This window comes from Paludisphaera mucosa (genome assembly GCF_029589435.1).
Classification (GTDB): domain Bacteria; phylum Planctomycetota; class Planctomycetia; order Isosphaerales; family Isosphaeraceae; genus Paludisphaera; species Paludisphaera mucosa.
In genome coordinates, this window is the sequence record NZ_JARRAG010000002.1 from 424,315 (window position 1) to 444,808 (window position 20,494).

Genomic DNA, 20,494 nt, shown 5'->3' on the forward strand with positions numbered 1-20,494 from the left:
TCAGGCGAGTCCGTTCAGGCGGCGCAGGCCCCACTCGGCGGTGAGGCAGGCGATCGCGATCAGGAAGGCGAGCGGGTGGTCCCACAGCGGGGCCGTCCAGGGTTCCGAGATCGGCGCCCCGCGCGCGGGGAGGCCGGCGACGAAGGCGTCCAGGCGCGAGCCGTCGATCACCTCGCCCCCCGTCTTCGCGGCCAGCTCGGCGAGGAACGCGCGATCGGGCGCGAGGCGGGCGAACTCGTCGGCGGCGGGCTGGGCCGCCCAGCCGGCCTCGGCCTCGCCGACGGTCGAGCCGTCCACCGCGACGGCGGTCGCCGCGACGCGATAGGCCCCGGGCCGCTTGGGCACGTAGGTCGCCGCGTACGCGCCGGCCTCGCGAGGGTCGGGCTCGGCGTCGAGCGTCAGGGATTCGCCGCCGGGGAGCGCGACCTTGAACGCGACCTTGGCGTCGTCGAGCGGCCGGTACTCGGGGTCGCGCACCCGGGCCGTCAGCTCGACGGCCGGCGCGGGGGCGTCGGGCTTCGGGCGGGCGGCGACCTCCGCGCGCCGGGGGACGTCGGCGACCAGCCAGCGCGCGGTCTGCCGCCAGGACCGTTCGAGGTCGCTCTCCTCGGAGTCCTGCTTCCGCATCCCCCAGCGCCAGAGGTCGCCGATCAAGAGCGCGGCGACGCGGCCCTTGCCGAAGTTCTGCGCCGCGAGGGCGGGGGCGACGGCCCCGTCGGGGTCGGCGACCTCGGCCAGGACGACGGCCCCCGGCTTGATGCGGCCCACGCGGCTGAGGGTCCGGAACGGCGGCATGGCGGCCAGCCGCTTGTGCTCCTCGTCCTCGGTGGCCCGGGTCCGCACCCAGGGCTGGAGCCAGCCCTCGCGGGTCAGGACCAGCCGCAGCCCGCCGGAGTCGGCCGGCTCGGCCCGACCGCCGAGGTAGACGGGCAGCAGCTCGCCGACGGCGGTCCGGTCGTACCCGCCGTCGGCGAACGAGTCGGGGCCGCCGAGCATGAGCAGCCCGCCCCCCCGGACGGCGACGAAGTTCCGCAGCAGGGCGAGTTGGTCGGGCGTGAAGAAGCCGGCCTCCAGGTCGTCCACGACGATCGCGTGGAAGCGGTACAGTTCCTCGGCCGTCTTCGGGAAGCCGTCTCGAAGCTCGGCCTCGTCGAGCGTGTCGAGCCGGACCAGGACCGGCTGGTCGGCGGCCTCCGCGGTCTCGGCGTCGGGGTTGTCGAAGCCCTGGAAGAACTTGTTCGTGCGGTCGCGGGCGGCCTGGAAGTCGAACTTGGGCTGCTTGCGGGCAATCCGCAGCAGGCCGACGAGCTTGATCTGCTCGTCGTCCCGGAGCGCCCGGCGGAGGAACTTGAATTCCCAGTTGGGCCGGCCGCCGACGTAGAGCACCCGGTATTCGCCGCCCCCCTGGTCGACGACGACCAGCCGTCCGTTGTTGGCGAGCGTCTGCTCGGTCGAGGCCGGCGAAGCGCCGGCGGCCTCCGGCTTGGGCTCCTCGTCGGCCGGGAAGGCGCGGACCTGGTAGAAGCCGACGCCCCGGCGTGCGGGGCGGAACTGGAAGCGGAAGCTCAGGGGCTTGGCGTCGGCCTCGGCCTTCGCCTGCTGACGCTGGACCTCGACGCCCGCCTCGTCGACGACGACGGCGACGATCGGCCGGCCCGCGTAGCCGACGGCCGAGACCTCGGCCCGGAGCACGACCGGGGCGGATTCGAAGTTGGTCTGGCTGATCGAGACGTCGCGCACGCCGACGTCGCGGGCGACCCCCGGCGCGGGGGGGATCACCGGATAGATCGGCGGCAAACTCGACCAGTCGACGTCGCCGACGTCCGTCCGGCAGCCGTCGGTGAAGAGGAGCGCGCCGGCCAGGGGCAAGCCCCGGAACCGCTTGGAGAGCGACGCCAGCGCGGCGCCGATCGCCGAGCCGGGGCCGTCGAAGGCCAGGTCGTCGAAGTCGTCGACGGCGCGGAGGTGGGTGTCGAAGGTGTAGCCGCGGGCGTCGAAGTCCTGGCCCAGCCGCGCCCGCCAGGGGGCCTCGCGGCGGAGCCGGTCGCGGATCCAATCGCCCCGCGTCTGCTCCGAGCCGTCGTCGCGGATCAAGAGGCTCTCGCTCACGTCGGCCATCACGGCGAACGCGTTCGCGCCGCGGCGGGGCCGCAGGCCCGAGAGCAAGGGCTCCAGCAGGATCAGCGCGAGCGTCGCGAACGCCAGCGCCTTGAGGATTGCGCAAGCGGTGCGGACCCCGGCGCCCGCGCCGGCCCGGGAGTAGCTCCAGACGATCAGCGCCAGGGCCAGGCCCGCCAGCGAGGCGGCCCAGGGCCACCACCCGGGTGCGCCGAGGATGATCGAGGGGGAGGTCATCGTCCGCTCCCGAGGCGCTCGTAGTAGCGCCGCACGCCCTCCGCGAATTTGGGCGGGACGGGGTCGCGGTCGATCGGCACCAGGGCGTCGGGCTCCTCGCGGCGGCGGACCTCCTCGGCGATCCGGTTGCGAAGCTCGCGGATCGGCTCGGCCACCATGTCCTTCAACTGCGACCAGTCGGGCTCCTTGGCGTGCTTCTTGAACTCCTCGCGGGCCCCCCGGACGCGGTCGCGGATCCGTGCGGCCTCGGCCCGCAGCTCGGGATTCTCCAGCAGCTCCTCCACGTCGCGCATCCGGTCCGACCACTGGCGGAAGCCTTCGCCCCGGATCGGCGCGCCGGGACCGCGGGCGAGCCCGTCCAGCAGGCGATCGCCTGCCGACCGACCGCCGCCGCCACCCGCTCCGCCTTGCGGCGCCCCCTCGCCGCCCTGCCCACCTTCACCCCGGCCCGGCTCGCGAGGCTCGCCTTGACCGCCCTGACCTTGCTGCCCCTGGCCCGGCTGACCACCGGGCTGCCCTTTCTGGGCGTCGCCCTGGCCCGGCTCTTGCAGTTCGCCCGGCTGACCTCGCCCCCCGCCGGGCTGACCTTTCTCCTGGGGCGCGCCGGGCTGGCCCTTCTCGTGCGGCTGACCGGGTTGACCCTTCGGCTGAGGCTCGCCCTGGCGTTCTCGTCGGTCGCCCGCCTTGCCCGCCTCGGCCGGTTCGCCCTGGCCCGCGGGTCGACCCTCGCGAGAGCCTTCGGCGTCGGGTCGCTCCGAGTCGCCGGCCTGGCCGGGCCGGGCTTTTTGTCGCGGGTCGCCCGGTCGGCGTTCGCCTTCGGGCCGACCCGGCTTCCGGCCCTGGCCGTCGGCCTGGGCGATCTCGCGGTCGACCTGGTCGGCGAGATCGTCAACCTCGCCCTGCGCGCGGCGGAGGGCGGCGACCTCGTCGCCGAGGATGCTCTGGGCGGCGCGTTCGACGCCCTTCCGGAGCTGGTCGACGCCCTGGCCGGCGCGTTGCGACGATCGGGCGGCCTCCTCGGGGACACCGAGCTGCGCCAAACGTTCGGCCTCGCGGAGCGCCTCGGGGACGGCCTGCTCGTCGGCCTTGCGGACAGCGTCGAAGAGGGTCTTGGCCAGCAGGGGCTCGGTCTCCTCGGCCTCCTGGATCGTCCCCTTCATCCGGTCGACGAGCTTCTCGAAGTCCTCGCGCTGGCGTTCGAGCCCCTTCTCCAGGTCCTTGCGGTCGCCGGAGTCGCGGAGCGTCTTCTCGGGGCGGTCCTTCCAGGCGTCGAGCTTCTCGGTGAGGCCGTCCTGCGCCTCGTCGAGCCGCTTGGCCTCGTCGCGCATCTCGGTCATCTCTTCGGAGAACCGGTTCGAGGACTGCTTGCGCAGGTCCTCGCGGACCTGGTCGAGCTTCTCGCCGGCGCGGGCGCCCTCGGTCAGCGCCTGCGAGGTCCGGCCCTGCTCCAGGGCGTCGGAGGCCTGGCGGGCATGCTCGCGGGCCTGCTCGACCTGCTGGCGGGCCTCGGCCATGCGGTCGCGGTTCTGCTCGTTCTCCATCCGCTCCTGCAGCTCGTCGGCGTCGCGGAGGACCTGCTGCTGCTGGTCGCGGAGCCGCTTGAGCTGGCGTTCGACCTCCTGCCTGGCCGTCTCGTCCTTGGCGGCCTCCAGGGCCGACTGCAACTCCTTGAGGCGCGCGTTGAGGTCGGCCTGGCGCTGGGCCAGCTCGCGCAGGCGGCTGGCGATCTGGCGGGTCTCGCGCTGCTCGCGCTCCTTCTGCGTGGCCTCTTCTGGCTTGGCCCGGCTCTGCTCCTCGAATCGTTCCTCGTCGTTCTTCAATTCGAGCTGATCGAGCTGACGCTGTGAGGCCGAGCCGCCTCCGCCCCCTCCGCGTTTGCGGGCCCCGCCGCGGACGACCTGGAACTCGCGGGCCCGCAGCTTGAGGAGCGCCTGATACGCGGCCTGCTCGGCGGCCAGGGCCGGCTTGAGCCCCGCCGGGTCGTTGGCGGCGAGGGCCGCGCCCAGCCCCGCGACGGCCTCGCCCATCGCCTTCACGGCCCGACCGAGATCCGCCTTCGAGGCCGGGTCCTGGAGCTTGCCCCCCAGGGCCTCCGCCTGCGCGACGGCCGTCTGCTGCGACTCCTGCAAGAGCTTGACGTCGGCGGCGAACTTGTCGGTAGGCTTCGCGCCGACCTCGCGACGGACGACCTTCCAGGTGCCGTTGACGACCTGCTTCTGCAGCTCCGCGAGCTGTTCGGCCTGCTGCGCCTCGGCGCCTTCCTGCTGTTGCTGCTCCTGCGACGTCCCCGGGGGGGGCTCGCCCTGGCGGAAGATCTCCTCGAAGTGGCGGACCTCGGCGAAGAACATGTCCCCCTCGGCGCGGCGGACCGCGCCGTCGGGGCCGACGTCCTCGGCCCAGGCGAAGTACGAGACCAGCTCGTCCGGGGCCGCCTTGAGCGATTCGAAGTCGATCATCGACTCGAACTCGACCTTCTTGGCCGGCTTCGCGCCCGCGTCCGCCGCGGAGAGGACGACCTCGCGGGGCTCGCCGCCGGCGTGGACGTAACTGAGGCCGTGGCGGACGACCCCGAAGTCGTCGTCGGCCTGCGCCTTGAGCCGCAGCTCCTCGACGGGCGAGACCCGGACGTCGCGGCCGGGGGCGGCCACCGCGATCGTCGGCGGCCGGTTGCGGCCGACGTTCACGCCCAGCTCGGCCGTCAGCTTGTTCTTGCGGCCGTCGCGGTCGACGAGCCGGACCTTGTAGCGATGCGACTCGGCGAGCTTGAGCGCCGCGCGGAGCGTCGGGGCCCCCGCGGCCGTCGGCTCCAGCGGGGTCTCCACGCCGTCCTCGTCCACGAGTGCGGCCGAGGCGACCTCCTTGTTGAGCCGGAACGTCAGCGCGGCCTCGGTCCCCTCCACGGCCGAGATGTGGCGGACGTCCTCGGCGGTCTTGGGAGCGAGCGCGGTGTAGCCGGGATAGACGAGCTGGGCGTCGATCCGGGTCAGCTCGGGGTGCTCGAAGACGTGGACGCGGTACGACGGGCTGCGGCCGGCCCCGAACTCGACGTGGTACGTCAGGTCGGCGTCGACCGACTCGACCCGGCCAGCGAACGTGGGGTCTTCCAGGCTCCGGGTCATCCCCCGCGGCGGGCCGGCCCCGGGTCCGCCCTCGACGACGAGCTTCGCCTCGGGAGGCGCGACGCCGCCGAAGCGGGCGACGACCAGCAAGGGGGTGCCGCGCTCGATCTCGGCATCGCCCGGGAGCACCTCGAGGCCCGCGTCGGCGGCGGAGGACGCCGCGGCGCTCGACCGAGGCGGCGAGCGATCGATGAACTCGCGCGACTGGACGGCCAGCAGCCCGAAGACGGCGAGCACGCCGCAGCCGGCCGCCGCGTGGCCGAAACGGGCGGCGGCGAGACGCCAGGGCGAGACGACGGCCTTCGGCCAGTCGTGGCCGCGGCCGTGCTCGATCGCCCGGTCGAGCACCGACTGACGCAGGAAGCCGCGAGGTTGCGTCGCGGGGGCGAACTCGTCCTCGACCGCGGTCAGCAGGACGGCCTCCAGGTCGGGATGCGCGGCCTCGACGCGGCCGGCGACGCAGAGGGGATCCTTCTCGGTCCTCCGCGCGAGCAGTGCGCAGCCCAGCCCCGATATCAGGGCCAGGCCGCCGAGGATGGCGACCAGCCCCGACGGGTAAGGGCCCGTCGCCAGCAAAGCGAGGCCCGCGCCGCCCCAGGCGAGCCAGCAGAAGGCCAGGTTCGCCCACAGGCTCCGACGCCGAAGCCGCAGCGCGACCCGGTCCAGGGCGGATCTCAGCTCGTAGTTCATGGCGCCGACGCCCCCGCTTGTATGGGCCGGGCGCGGCCGAGCCGCCCCGCCAGCCAGGTTTCGACGATCAGCACCGCGATCGCCAGCAGGATCAAGGGACGCCAGAGCTTCTGGCGCCCCTCCAGCTCCGCGTTCTGCAACTGCCTCGTGGCCTCGCGCTCGACCTCGGCCGACGCCTCGGACCGGACGAGCCGACAGCCCGCCTGCTCCAGCGCCTCGACGCCCAGGGGCGCGGTCCGGCTCTCCAGCGGATCGAGGTTCACCGCGAAGCGCCGGGGGCCTCCGGGAGCATCGACCCCGTAGACGCCGGGGGCCTCGGCCGCGCGGAAGGCGGCCGTCCCGGGCTCGACCCGGACCGTCGAGCCGTCGGGCTTGTGGACGGCGACGGCGCCTTCGGGGAGCGGGATCGGGCCGCCGACGAGGAGCGGACCGGCGGCCTCTCCCGAGCCCGGTCCGTCGAGCAGGGCCGACATGAGCGGCACGAACTTCGACGATCGGGCGAGCCAGCCGTCGGCCGGCTTCCAGCCGCTGGCGAAGACCACGAGCCGTCCCTTGCCGAGTCGCTTCTCGATCACCGCCGGGTCGCCGTTCTCGAACCGGGCGACGACGCGGGCCTCGCCCAGCGCGTCGGCGGGGAGCCGCCGGTAGCGCCGGAAGCGGATCTTGGTGAAGTCGTTGAACTGGGGGGCGGACACCGACGCGAAGAGGGGATGGTCGAAGGCGATCTCGCCGAGCATCGCATCGCCCCGGACCTCGGCGTCCACCACGTCGAACGCCGGCACCTCGGCCGCCGCCGCGAGGGTCGCGGCGCGGCCCGCGGCGACGACGGCCAGGACGGTCCCGCCGCGCTTCGCAAACTCCGCGAGCGAAGCGGCGTCGCCGGGCGAGGTTTCCGCGGCCAGCACGACGAGCGCCGGGGGAGGGTCGGCCGCGATCGCCAGGGGCGAGCCCGGGGCCCGTCGCTCGACCTTCACGGCGCGGCCGGGCGCGGCGTCGAACACCCGCCCGAGGTAGTACAGCAGCCCCTCAGGGTCGTCGGGCTCGTCGGGGCCGACGAAGAGGACGGTCGCCGGTTGCTCGGGGTCGGCCGCGAGATACAGCACGTCGTCGAACGAGTGCGCGTCCCCTTCGAGCCGCAGCGCGGTCCGCGCGGGGCCGGCGGTCGGACGCGGAACGCGGACGACGCGACTCTCGCCCGGCGGGACGTAGACGGGGATCGGCCGGGCCTCCTTGTCGTCGACCCAGGAGAGGGAGAACGACTCGCGCTTCGAGTTCGGGTCGTTGCTGACGCGGACGCGCAGGGCGTCGGGCCGGGCGTCGTCGTCCGAGGGGGCGAGCCACTCGGCGGCGGCGTTGGAGCCCTCGGCGGCGACCGGCCGGGCGTCCAGCTCGAGGTCCGAAGGCCAGTCGAAGTCGCCCAGGGCGTCAAGCCGGCTCCCTTGCTGGAGGTCGGAGACCAGGACGATCCGGCGCGGGACCCTGGCGGAGGCGCGGGCGGCGTCGCCGAGGTCCTCGATCGCGCCGGCGGCGTCGATGAGCGCCTGGCCCAGGCGGGTCGCGCCCCACGACGGCGCGAGGGCCTCGATCCGGGACCGCGCCGCGGCCTGGCGCTGGGCCGGGTCGAGGCTCGCCCACTCGGCGAACCCGAGCACGGGCCGCGAGGAGGCGTCGAACGCGAGGACCGCCAGCTCGTCCTGGGGCCCGCAGCCCGCGACGACCTCCAGGGCCTTCGCCACGGCCTTCGACCACAGCGTCCCCCGGCGCATGCTGGCGCTGACGTCGATGAGCAGGGCGGTCCGGCTGCGTCCGACGTCGCCGAGGTCCTGCGCGGCCGTCTGCCGCAGGAAGGGCCGGGCGAAGGCGGCCGCGAGGATGGCCAGGGCCGCGGCCCGCAGCAGCAGCAGCGGCCAGTGCTCCAGCCGGCTGCGCCGCGTCACCCTCGGGGGGGACGGGGCGAGGAAGATGAGCGAGCTGAAGGGCATCTCGGAGCGGGTCGTCCGGCGGATCAGGTGGAACAGGATCGGGGCCGCGACGGCCAGGCCGCCCAGGATGAAGAAGGGGGTGAGGAAGCTCATGGCCGCCCGCCTCCCCTTCCGCCCGGGGAGGGCCTACGGGATGGGCCGGCGAGCCGCATCATCCGCGACTTCAGCACGTCGAAGAGGGCCAGCTCAAGGGGGGAGTCGGTCGTCATCGTCCGGAGCGCGAATCCCAGGCCGGTGCAGATCTGCTGGACCTCGGCGGCGTGCGCGGCGAACCGCTCCAGGTAGCCGGCGCGGGCGGCGTCGGGGTCGACGTACAGGGCGCGGCCCGATTCGGCGTCTCGGAACTGGGAAGGGCCGGCGAAGGTGAAGCCGACCTCGGCCGGGTCGAGGACGCGCAGGGCGATCACCTCGTGGCCTCGGGCGCGGAGCCGGGCCAGCGGGCCGCGGATCGCCTCGGCGGGGACGAGGAGGTCGGACAGCAGCACGATCAGCCCGCGCTTCTTCACGGTCGCCGCCAGCTCGTCGAGCGGGCCGACGAGGTCCGTCGCCTTGCCCTGGGGCTCGCGGTCGAGCATCCCCATGAGCCGGCGGAGGTGCCCCGGCCGATGTCGAGGGGGCAGGTATTCGACGATCCGGTCCTCGAACGCGGCGAGCCCCACCGCGTCGCGCTGGAGGGTCAGGAAATAGGCGATGGTGGCCGCCGCGGTCCGGGCGTACTCGCCCTTGGTGAAGCCGAGCGTGCCGTAGCCCATCGACCGGCTCGAATCGACGACGAGGTGGCAGCGGAGGTTCGTCTCGTCCTCGAACCGCTTGACGTAGTAGCGGTCGGACCGGGCGTAGAGGCGCCAGTCGAGATACCGGGGGTCGTCGCCCACGCTGTACTGGCGGTACTCGCTGAACTCGACCGAGAACCCGTGGTAGGGGCTGCGGTGGATCCCCTTGATGAAGCCCTCGACGGCGGCCTTCGCCCGCAGTTGCAGGCTCTTGATGCGGAAGAGGGTCTGGGGGTCGACGAACGACCCGCGGCGCGACGAGGGGGCGCGGGCGTCGGGCTCCGGGGATCGCGGCCGGCCGGTCGGCGTCGTCACCGGATCGGCTCCTTGACGTGTTCGAGGAGCCGGTCGATCACGGAGTCGACGGCCACGCCGTCGGCCTCGGCGCGGTAGCCCAGCAGCACGCGGTGCCGCAGCGTGGGGTGGGCCAGCGCGCGGATGTCCTCGGTGGCGACGTGGAAGCGGCCCCCCAGCAGGGCCCGGGCCTTGGCCCCCAGCACCAGCGACTGCGCCGCGCGGAGCCCCGCGCCCCAGCTCACCCAGTCGTTCACGAATTTGGGGGCGTCCGGTCCGGGGCGGCTCGCGGAGGCCAGTCGCACAGCATAGCGGACCAGCGGCTCGGCGACCGGGACCTTGCGGACCACCTCGTGGAACTCCAGGACGTCCCGGCCGCTGAACAGGGGCTCGACCTTCTCGGGCTTCCGCGAGGTCGTCTGCTGGACGACCGCCACCTCGTCGTCCTCGGGCAGGTAGTCGACGACCACGTTGAACAGGAAGCGGTCGAGCTGGGCCTCGGGGAGCGGGTACGTCCCTTCCATCTCGATCGGGTTCTGGGTCGCCAGGACGAAGAAGGGCTCCTCCAGCGGGTAGCGCGTGCCGGCCGCGGTGACCTGGTGCTCCTGCATGGCCTCCAGGAGGGCGGCCTGGGTCTTGGGGGGCGTGCGGTTGATCTCGTCGGCGAGGATCACGTTGGCGAAGATCGGCCCCTTGACGAACTGCATCCGACGATGGCCGTCGCCGACCTCTTCGAGGATCTCGGTGCCGGTGATGTCGGCCGGCATCAGGTCGGGGGTGAACTGGATGCGCCGGAAGTCCAGGTGGAAGACCTGGGCGATGGTCCGGACGAGCAGCGTCTTGGCGAGCCCCGGGGCGCCGGTGATCAGGCAGTGGCCGCCGGCGAAGAGGGCGATCAGCAGCTGGTGAGTCGCCTCCGCCTGGCCGACGATCACCTTGGCGAGTTCGCGTTCGATCCGGCCGCGGCCCTCCTGGAGCTTCTCGACGATCCGCTTCTCGTCCTCGTACGATTCGACCTCTCCCGTCACGACGGCCCCTTTCCCGCGATCGATCAGTGAGTCATGGCGTAGGTCACGATGTTGATCCCCATGGGATACGACTTCTTCTCGGCGAACTCCCGGAAGTAGGCGGGGTCCTCGCCCTCGCGCTCCCAGCCGTCGCCCAGGTCGGTGTTGTGGCAGATGATCGCCATCAGCCGCCCCTTGTCGTCGGAGATTCCTCGGTAGTGGACCTCGCTCGAACCGGGCCAGCGGTCCTCGTACGTCAGCCCCGTGGCCATCCAGGTGTGGATACTGGGCACCTGGGGCCGCTCCTTGAGCTTGTAGACGCACTGGAAGACGGGGTGGTCGAGGGGCAGCTCGACGGGCTCGCGCTCGGGGAAGACGCGCTTGATCTCGCGGTGGAAGTTCTCGTACTGGTCGTCGCCCCAGAAGTCGTCGACCATCAGGAAGCCGCCGTTGAGCAGGTAGCGGCGGAGCGCGACGACCTCCTCCTCGTCGAAGACCAGCGAGCCCGGCTCGATCATGTAGAGGAACGGGTAGTCGAACAGCCGCGGGTCCGTGAGCGCGAGCGAGATCGGCTTGGGGTCGACCTTCAGCGAGGTGAGCTGCTGCAGGCGGTAGGAGAAGTTCAGGTCGCTGTCGGGCCAGTCGGTCAACCAGTCGCCGCCGCCCCCCCAGCCTCCCCTTCGTCGTCCGTACGAGCCGTATTGCACGCGCACGAAGGTGAACACGTCTTCCTCGAACCGCTCGTTCACCTTCCAGTCGGGCACGCCGGCGCGGTCGGCGGGGATGCCGTCCATCGGCGACTGGCGGCGGCGGCCCCACTGCTGGGCGAGCACGACGCCGGCGACGAGCGTCGGCAGGCAGACGATCAGGGCCACGAGCGAGAGCCTTCGCATCCGGGTCATGGCGCGTCCTCGGCCTTGGGCCTGGGCGTCTCGGGCGGCTTCGACGAATCGGCGTCGACGATCTCGAGGAGCAGCCGATGGGCGTCGAGGAACCGCGGGGCCTCCTCCAGCGCCTTGAGGACCTCGCGCCGTGCGTCGGCCGGCCGGCCGGCCTCGCGGAGCAGTTTGGCGAGGCTCTGGTGGACCTGGGCCGGGTCGGTGTCGTCGAGCAGGGCGACGGAGCGGTAGGCGGCGATCGCCTCGTCGCGACGGCCCAACTTCTCGGCGGCGCGGGCGAGCGCGCGGTGGGGGGCGGGGATGAGCGGGTTGACCGCCAGAAGGCGTCGCGAGTTCGCGGCGACCCCTTCCCAGTCGCCGGCCGCCTCGTCCAGCTCGATCAGCCGCGCCTGGGCCGGGGTCGCGTCGCCGTCGCGCGCGGCCAGGTCTTCCAGGACGGCCCGCTCGGCCGGGACGTCGCCGAGGCGTTTGTCGACCTCCGCCAGCAGCATATACGCGTTCTCCGCGCCGACATAGTCCGGGTACAGGGCCTGGTATTTGAGCAGGGCCGCCTTCGCTTCGGGCCACTTCCCCTCGGCGACGAGCCGGGTCGCGAGCCGACGCCAGCCGGGATGGCTCGTCGGATGCTTGGCGATCCAGGCGGTCAGCGCGGCGGAATCGGCCTCGGCCGGCAGGTCGACTTCCTCCCAGGTGGCCCCGGGGGCGACGGCCTCGGCCTTCCGTTTCGCGAACGCGGCGAACTCGCCGTCTAGTTGATCCAGCGTCGTCCCGGTCCGCGACGGCAGCGCCGCGTCCAGATTCTTGCCCGCGCCGAGGTCGTCCAGGACCTGGCTCAGGGCGGGGAATCCGGCCTTCTCGACCAGGAACTCGACGGCCAGGGCCGATTCGAAGTACGCGAATTGCAGGTCCTGGCCGGTCTTGGCCTCCAGGAACGCCGAGCTGAGCCGGCTGAGCGGCGTCAGCTTCTCGCCCAGCAGCGCCTGGCGCAGGGCCGGGGTCGTCTGGGTGGCCCAGGCGCGGTTCTTGAGGCCCTCTTCGTACACCGAGATCCCTTCGCTCAGCCAGCGCGGCATCGTGTTGCGCGTCTTGGTCAACGTCACCGCATGGCAAAGCTCGTGCCAGAGGACGGCCTCCCAGTTCGAGGGGTGCTCCCCCTGCGACGCCGGGCTGATGGCGGTGATCACCGGCCCGAAGCAGACGCCCAGCAGGCCGTCGGCCCCCGGGAGCCCGAACGTCCGCACGGCGAATTGCTGCTTCTGGGGGAAGATCTCGACGATCAAGGGGGTCGGCGGCATGGCCCCGTATCGCGCGCCGAGCGTCGATCGGGCCTCCTTGAGCAGGGCCAGGACGCGGTCGCCGTAGAGGTCGGCCTCGCGCGGGTCCATGCGGACGACGAGCCCGTCGGCTTCGAGCGTGCGGAACTTCGACAGCCGGTCGCGGAGCGTCGTGAGGTTGAAGGCGACCACGTTGTAGCCGTCGGCGGCGAAAATCTCGTCGACGAGCTTCCAGCCCTCGGTCTCCTTGCCGAGCCGCAGCAGGGTCTCGGCGAGCTGGACCCGGGCGGGCGGATACTGAGGGTCGAGCGCCAGGGCCTTCCGCAACGAGGCCTCGCCCTCGGCGAACCGATATTTCTGGGCGAGCTTGCGGCCGATCAGCGTGTCGACCTCGGGGTTGCCGGCCCAGGGGGCCAGGGCCGAGCGCCGGGCCGACTCCTCGCCGTCATGGTCGCCCCGCAGGTGGGCGAGGACCGCGCGATAGGCCCAGGCGCGAGGCTCGCGCGGGTTGACCTCGTCGATCCGGTCGAGCGCCTCCGCCGCCTCGGCGTAGCGCTCGCCGTCGACCAGGCCGTCGGCCTTCAGCAGCAGGCCGTCGACGTATCGGGGATTGATCCGCAGGGCCTCGGCCAGCGCGGCCGCGGACCCGGCGTGGTCCCCCTCGGCCAGCGCCCGGGCCTTGAGCAGGTGGAATCCCGGGTCCTCGGCGGCGTCCTTGGGGGCGGCCCGCAACGTGTCGGCGGCCAGGGAGTAGTCCTGCTTGTCCAGCGCCAGCTCGGCCGCCGCGTAGAAGGCCTCGGCGAAGTCGGGCTGCTGCTTCATCACCGGGTCGTAGAAGCGGTCGAGGACCTTCTTGGGGTCGGCGCCGCGGAGCAGGAAATAACGCCCCAGGGCGACCCGGCCGTCGGGCGAGTCGTAACGCTCGGGCGCGTTGACGACGATCCGCTCGATCAACGTCGAGGACGCCTCCGCCCCGTCGCCGGCGCGGGCGTCGTAGCGCCGGACCTCGCGGCCGAGGAGGTCCAGCGTCAGGCTCGCGGGGTAGCGCTTCCGAGCCTCCGTCAGCGAAGCCCCGGCTTCCGCGTAGCGGCCCCTCGCCAGCTCCGACCGGATCTTGAGGACGTACCAGTCGTCGCCCCGCCAGCCCTTCGCGACTTCCCTGGCGGCCTCGGCGGCGCACTCGTCGTACCGTCCGGTCCGGAAGAGGCGCTGCACCTCGTCGAGGTCGGCGGCCTCGGCGGGAGACGCCGGGAATCCGGCGGCCCCCCAGACGACCGCAATGGCGACGGCCATGACGCGCCGAAGCCTCGGGCGATCCCCACAGGAACGGTGCACGATCTGGGCCTCCTCTCGGATGCGACGCCAGGGCTCTTTCCCGCGAGCCCATGATAGCCCAACCTCGCCCGGCGACCGTAGCCGAAAAAATCGCACCCCCGCCGCCGGCGACCGGAAGGCCGACGCGCGCGGCCGCCCATCGACCGTTCGAAAAGAAAACGCGTCGGCGGGATTCGAGCCCGCCGACGCGTCGTCGGCCGACCGGGGCTGAGGCCGGGACTACGCGGTGATCGTCACCGGGATGGGCGTGGCGGTCGGCGTCATCGTCGTGTTCTTGGGGAGTTGCAGGACGATCTGCGGGTTGAGTCCCGAGACCGGGCCCTTGTGGATGAGCTGCGTGCCCGGCGGCAGGAATCCCGGGGCCGAGATCGTCGCCCCGACCTGGCCGGCGCCGGGATTGTTGATCTGATTGTAATACGTCAGCGCGTTCGCCCCCTGGAAGGTGACGATCGGGGCCCCGTCGTACGCGTTGCCGGGGGCGTCGAGGAAGCTCAGCGTCGCCGTCGGGGGGTTCAGGGTCCCCCACGGGATCGTCGGGAACCACTGGCTCTTGTTGCCGAGCTTGTCGGCCCCCCCGAACTGGATCTGCAGGGCGTTGGGATAATGGTTCGCGGTGCCGTCCGCGGCCAAAAGCGGGCCGGTCGCGGTGGGGTTGGAGACGTCGTCGTCGACGGAGAAGCCGTAGGCCGACATCTGCTGCACGTCGTGCACGAACCAGACGTACGGATCCAGGTTGAACACGTTGAAGTTCTGGTTGCTCGTCAGCCCGACCGGCTTCTGGCTGGGATTCGGATACCACTTCGTCTGATCGGGGACCGCCTGGTAATCGTAGACCCCGCGCAGGATGGACTTCACGACGTCGCGGACCTGGCCGACGAGATCGGAGCCCGTGTCGTTCTTGCGGTCGTATCCGGGGATCTTCGCGTAGAACTGGATCACCTGGGCCACCACGCCCATGGAGTAGGGCAGATAGGGCTGGGGCAGCGGATCAACGCCGGCCTCGACGGCCATCGCCTCGTAGACGGAGCCCGCGAACTGCGTGGCGGCGGCGGTCGCGTCGGCCGTGAAGGTCAGCGCGTAGGGCGTCGTGTAATTGGGGTCGTACGCGATCGGCTGCGGCTTGCCGAACGAGTATTCCTGGGTCGCCGGCGTGTCGTCGGCGGGGATCTGGCTCAGGTAGACGTCGTTCCCGACGATCTTCAGGATCGTGGTCCCTGCCGGGACGCCCGCGGGGGCGGACACCGTCATCCCCACGGCCAGCGTGGGCGCCGAGGTCAGCGTGATCCGGTTGGTCGCATAAGCGCCGGCGAAGTTGAGGGTCCCCTGCGCGGACGCCGGGGCGAGGCTCTGCTGCTGCTGGACGTAATACTGCGCCCAGGAATACCAGAGGTTGGTGATGGCGGTCGTCGCGTAGTCGGTGGCCGTCCGCGTGAAGGCGTAGACCTTGCCGGAGGGGCCGCTGGACTCGATCTTCCCGCTGAGCGTGACGTAGGGCCGGCCGTTGGGGTTGGGGACGAGCTTGCCGACGGTCGCGAGGACCTGGGACTGGCCGGGATACGTGAGGTTGACGGTCCCGGCCTTCAGCATGGCCTGCAAGTCGCTGACGAACCGCGGGGAGGTGTTGTTGAAGTAGAGCCGGTTGGGGAACTGGGCGTTGGTGAACCCCTGCTGGCCGAAGCCGCCGCCCCCGGCCTGGATCGGGGCGCTGCCGCTGCTGGTGAGGAGCCACCGGTTCGGGTCGTAGGTCGACGTGTGCACGAGGCCGCCGTGCACGGTCAGCGGGCTGTTGTCGAACAGGTTGGCCCCGGACGGGATGTTGAAGTTGGCGGGGTTGGGGTCGTAGTATTCGGGCCAGCCCTTGCCGCCGAAATACTGCCCGACGCTCGCGCTCCCGACGTTCTTCGTGAAGTTGGAGATCGCCCCCTCGAAGGTCGTCGTGGTGCGATTCGTCGCCAGCCAGCCGAAGTCCTGGTAGCCGAAATACGTCGGCGGGGCCGGGCTGGGGTTCGTCTGGTAGGTGATCGGGGCGTGGCTCGCCTCCATGGAGACGGGCGCGACCATGTTGTTCACGTAGGACACGTCGTAGTTGATCAGCGGGAAGGTCTGGTTCGGATCGTTGATGAACCTCGTGAGATACTGGTCGCGGAAGGTCAACTCCGTGAGCTGCGCGGGGGCGTCGTTCGGCAACGTCAGGGGCTGATTGGAGAAATAGAACATGACCAGAGGCTTGAAGCCGGCGGCATAGCCGCTGCTCCCCTGGACCCACGTCGTCCCGCTGACCGGGGCGGCCGCGGCGATGCTGATGGACGCCTTCGGGTTGTACCCGAACAGGCTGGGCGACGTCAGCTTGGAGCCGTCCGTCGCGATGAAGAGGTTGTCCCCGTCCCACAGGGCCAGCGGCACCTGGATCGTGATCGAGGCGCCGGCGGGGAGGCCCAGGTACTGCCGGCCGGCCGGCCCGGTGTAGCCGATGTACTCCCGGAACTCCTTGTTCGCGAGGTCCTGGGGATCGTACGGCGCCTGGGGCGTGGCGTTGGGATCGATCCCGCCGTTCTGGCCCCGGAGGAAGGGATAGATCGTCGAGGAACTGCCGTTCGTGATCGTGACGGTCTTGGCCGCGCCGACCGACGCCGGCGCCGGGACGTTCGCCAGGCCGGCCGAATTCAAGGGCGTCGGCTCGCCGTTCCAGAAGATCGTCGACAGGGCCACCCTGGGGTTAGTCTGCGGGATCGGGACGATCGCGGCCGGCAGGCGGCGATCCTCCAGCATCAGATACGCGGGCTTGAACGAGGCGCGACGCCGAGGCTTACGTAGCCCGCCGTTGATGACGCGAAAGAACCTCGAGGCCAGAGTCTCGTTGATCATGGTCAAGCCTTCTCCCCAGGACGCACTCGTGGTGTTCCGACCTGCTTCCGGCCGCCGCGCGGCGATGGAACAGTTGGAGCGAATCCAGTCAGCCCCCTGAGGCCCCACTGGATCCGTCGCCAAGATTTCGCAGGCTTACCCAGATTAACAAACCCGAGCGAATTCTCAAGATTCTCTTTTGTGGTGAAAACGATCAACAACGGTTCGCGCCGCCGAGACCGCTTCCGCGTCCTAGGCGTCGACCGCGACGATCAAGCGACGGGGGTCTTGAGGCGGCCCGGCACCGCCTGCGCGACAGAAATGCGGAAGAGGCGGCGGGACCTCCGCGCGTCCACGGGCCGGGTCGACGAAGGAGCGGCCGTCCATGTGGGGGCGAGCCTCGGCCGGCGCGATGCTGAGAGGCCCTCATCGCCGAGCGGGGGGGCGGGGTCCAGCGTCAGGGGGCCTTCTTCTGGACCATCGCCCGGAATTGCTTCCACGTGATGATCTCGATCCCCAGCTTCTTGATCTCGGCGGCCGTGGCCGGGTCGGTGAAGATCCGCCGGTCGCCGTCGCGGCGCGCGGAGCTGTTGGTCACGGCGCGGAGTTCTTCGTCATCGACGCCGCAATGGATGATCAACTGGCTGACGCCCGGCGGCAGCTCGCGCAACGCCTTCATGTAGCTCTCGAGGCGCTGCTGGTGGGTCTCGCCGCCGTAGAACTGCACGAGGTTGTCGAGCACCGGCAGCCGCTTGGCATCGAGCGCGGCGAGGAGTTCCTTGCCGCGCTCGCGGAAGGCGGGGTACTCCTCGCCGATCGGCCCGTCGATCGGGCGAAGGAACAGCATGGGCAGGTCGTACTTCATGCCGACCCGGACGTAGACCTCGAGGAGGTCCGGCCGGGTGACCACGGCCCCCATGTGAGTGTCCACGTGACTGAGCGGGATGCCCAGCGCCCGCGCCCGCTCGATCTGGGCGGTCAGCTCGATCTCGACCTCCTCGGCCTTGGCGGACTTCGCCACGGCCTCGACGCCGCTGTGGAGGTATCCGTCGGCGTCCACCAGGCTCGGCACCCGCTCGCGGCCGGCGACCGGCGCCCAGCGATAGACCGACCACTCCGAATTGAGCGTCAGGTGGACGCCGTAGTCCAGCTCGGGATGCGCCTTGGCGTACTCGGCGAACTCCTTGATCCACGGGCAGGGGATCATCGCGCTGCACGAGGAGACGGTCCCCCCTTCCATCGCCTGGAACGTGCCCCGATTCACCGAGTGGCACATGCCCGCGTCGTCGGCGTGGATGATTAGGTAGCGCTTCGGGTCGTCCGCGGCGGCGACGACCGAAGCGAGCGACAGCAGGAGGGCGAGGATCATCGAGGCGCGAGGCATGAGGTGGACTCCGGCAGGCTGGGACCGAGGGCGCGACCGGCCCCAGGATGCCCCGAAGCCGACATGACTGCAAGCCACTCCCGCCCTCCGATTCGCGCCGATCAGGCGACCCGGAACCTGGCGGTCGCGAGGACCGCTTCGACGGCCCTTGTGGAGAGTCTCGCGGCGTAATGGACGACCGCCGGTCGGTGCGCCGTGTTCACGACCACGGCGTGCGACGGCCTGACGACGACGTGGGGCGCGGTTCGGCCCGGCCGAAATCTGGCGATCGAAGACGAGGATCTGGTCGGTCCCGGGCGCGCCCGGCCTGGTCGCGCCCAGGTAGACGCCGAGGGTGCTGGTCAGGCCGTCCGGGGGCGATCCGCTGATCGTCAGCTCGAAGCGCCCGTAGAGGTAGAGCCGCCTCGCCGGGTGGAGCGTCACCGTCCGTGCCGCGGCGTCGTACGCGGCCGAGGCGACGGCGATCGGCGGCCCGACGGAGCGTCCGTGGGCGTCGATCTGGATGAGTTGGTAGTTGCGAACGTCCTGGGCCCGCGTCGGGTCGAGCGGCGTGTTGAAGGCGAGGACCAGGGTCGTCGGCTGGGCGTGGCAGCCGAACCGCTCGATGAAGTCGACCTGGAGCGATGTCACCAGGCAGACCGCCACGGCCGCGGAGTCCGAGCTGGTCGACGGGTCGGGGTCGAACTGATCGGCGGAGCCGCCCGCATGATTGACCGCGACGCCCGCGGAATCGGCCCTCACGAGGATGTGGAGCGTGGCGGCCGCGCCGAGATCCAGCCCGCCCACGACCCACCGTCCGGTCGCGGGATCGTAGCTCCCGAGGCTCGTCCTCGCCGCGAGGAAGGTCATGCCTTCCGGGAGCGAATCGGTGACGATCACGTCGGCGGCGAAATCGGGCCCCTGGTTGCTCACCGTCACGGTGTAGATGGACCGATCGCCGACCTCGGGGATGTGGTCGCTGGCCGACTTCGTGACGACCAAATTCGCGAGCTGAGGCGTCGCCGTGACGCTGGCGGTGTTGTTCGACGGGTTCGGGTCGAAGTGATCGGAGTGGGCGACGGTCGCCGTGTTGGTCCCGGCCCCCGGGGCGACGACCTGGGCCGCGACGACGAGGGTCCGCGCCGCATTCGTGGTGACCAGGCCGACCGTCCAGACGCCCGTCCCGGGGTCGTAGGCCCCCTGGCTCGGCGTCGCGGAGACGAATGGCAGGCCGGCGGGGAGCAGGTCCGCCAGCGAGACCCCCGTGGCGGCGTTGGGCCCGGCCTTCCGCAGCTGGACGCTGAAATAGACCGTCTGGCGCAAGTTCGGCGTCGGGTCGTCGACCGATTTCGACACGACGAGGTCGGCCTGGAGGCCGCACGGTGCTGCTGTCCGCGTCGTTGCCCGGCTCGGGATCGAACTGGTCGGAATGCGCGGCCGAATCGGTATTCGTCTGCGCGGCGGGGTCGAGCACTCTGGCCGTGATCTGGAGCGTCGAACGGGCGTCGGGACCGATCGCCCCCACGGTCCAGATCCCGGCCGCCTGATCGTAGACTCCCTGGCTGGGGATCGACGAGACGTATTGCAGACCGGCCGGGAGGGCGTCCGCGACCGCGACGCCGGTGGCGGCGCCGGGGCCGGCGTTGATCAGCGTCACGGTGTACGTGATCGTCTCGCCGACGTCGGGCGTGGGATTGCTGACCGACTTAATGATCGTCAGGTCCGCTTGCTGAGGCGAGGTCGTGCTGCTCGCACGATTGTTGCCGGGGTCGGGGTCGTACTGGTCGGCGTAGACCGCGGCGGCGACTTTCGTCTGGTGCGCCGCGGCGACGATGATCGCCAAGATCGTGAGGCTCTGCGTCGCCCCGTTGCGGACCGCGCCCGCCGTCCAGATCCCGGTGCCGGCGTCATCGGTCCCCTGCCCGGGCGTCGCCGACATGAATGAGAGTCCGGACGGCCGGAGGTCGCCGAGCACGACCCCGGCGGCGTCGTTCGGCCCGGCGTTGGTGACGGTGACGAGGTAGCCGATCGTCGCGCCCACGTTCGGGGCTTCCTCGCCGTTCGACTTCGCCACGACGAGGTCGGCCTGCTGGGGCGTCACGACGACCGAGGCGGTGTTGTTCCCGGGGACCGGGTCGAACTGGTCGGAGTGGGCGACCGAAGCCACGTCGTCATCCTGGCCCGGCCCGTTCACGCGGGCGGTGATCGTGAGGCGATCGGCCGAGGATCTTGTTGGATGAACGGCCCCGAACACCCTCGTCCACGCCCGCGCGACGTCCCTCCGGTCCGCCGGGACGACGGCGTCGCGAAGGGACACGCGAATCATCGATTTATTGATTCGTCGCTCGACGTCGGCGGCCCTTCGCCCCGGCCGGGCGGCGACGCCGACGGCCCGCCGAGCCCCTGCGAAAGGGGATTGCAGCACCCCGATTCGGAAAATCCGTCGGCCACGCGAGCGAGGGCTTGCGGCGCGGGTCGGATCTGGATAGCTTCACCTGTTCGATCGAGGTCGATCCGCCACCTCCGCCTCTTCGATTCACCGAAGCCGACCTCTGCGAG

At 71.5% G+C, this 20,494-nt stretch carries 9 protein-coding genes and 1 pseudogene; all 10 read right to left on the reverse strand.

The features are described from left to right. On the reverse strand, positions 1-2,355 hold the full coding sequence (locus PZE19_RS11220) for a glutamine amidotransferase (RefSeq protein ID WP_277860705.1): 2,355 nt from the start codon (positions 2,353-2,355) through the stop codon (positions 1-3). Then, the gene (locus PZE19_RS11225; RefSeq protein WP_277860706.1) at positions 2,352-6,164 is read right to left on the reverse strand and encodes a DUF4175 family protein; all 3,813 of its coding nucleotides are present in this window, start codon (positions 6,162-6,164) and stop codon (positions 2,352-2,354) included. The genes PZE19_RS11220 and PZE19_RS11225 overlap by 4 nt, the downstream gene beginning before the upstream one ends. After that, positions 6,161-8,239 (reverse strand): BatA domain-containing protein, encoded by a 2,079-nt coding sequence (locus PZE19_RS11230; protein WP_277860707.1) that lies wholly within the window; start codon positions 8,237-8,239, stop codon positions 6,161-6,163. Before PZE19_RS11230 ends, PZE19_RS11225 begins: the two co-directional genes overlap by 4 nt. Next, positions 8,236-9,234, reverse strand: a complete 999-nt coding sequence (locus PZE19_RS11235; protein ID WP_277860708.1) for a DUF58 domain-containing protein — start codon at positions 9,232-9,234, stop codon at positions 8,236-8,238. The genes PZE19_RS11230 and PZE19_RS11235 overlap by 4 nt, the downstream gene beginning before the upstream one ends. Continuing rightward, a complete protein-coding gene (locus PZE19_RS11240; protein ID WP_277860709.1) occupies positions 9,231-10,241 on the reverse strand; it encodes an AAA family ATPase in 1,011 nt (336 codons plus the stop codon). Before PZE19_RS11240 ends, PZE19_RS11235 begins: the two co-directional genes overlap by 4 nt. Before the next feature lie 23 nt (positions 10,242-10,264). Beyond that, the gene (locus PZE19_RS11245) at positions 10,265-11,122 is read right to left on the reverse strand and encodes a DUF4159 domain-containing protein (protein WP_277860710.1); all 858 of its coding nucleotides are present in this window, start codon (positions 11,120-11,122) and stop codon (positions 10,265-10,267) included. After that, complete coding sequence (locus PZE19_RS11250; protein ID WP_277860711.1) at positions 11,119-13,686, reverse strand: tetratricopeptide repeat protein; 2,568 nt, start codon at positions 13,684-13,686, stop codon at positions 11,119-11,121. Before PZE19_RS11250 ends, PZE19_RS11245 begins: the two co-directional genes overlap by 4 nt. A 261-nt stretch (positions 13,687-13,947) precedes the next feature. Beyond that, positions 13,948-16,593, reverse strand: coding sequence for a hypothetical protein (locus PZE19_RS11255; protein WP_277860712.1), 2,646 nt, complete (start codon positions 16,591-16,593; stop codon positions 13,948-13,950). Positions 16,594-17,029: 436 nt separating this feature from the next. Then, entirely contained in the window at positions 17,030-19,291 is a 2,262-nt protein-coding gene (locus tag PZE19_RS32920) for a ChbG/HpnK family deacetylase (protein ID WP_277860713.1), read from the reverse strand. Positions 19,292-19,373: 82 nt separating this feature from the next. Continuing rightward, positions 19,374-20,261: pseudogene (locus PZE19_RS32925) on the reverse strand (DUF11 domain-containing protein); the annotation flags it as partial. Between the last annotated feature and the right edge of the window lie 233 nt (positions 20,262-20,494).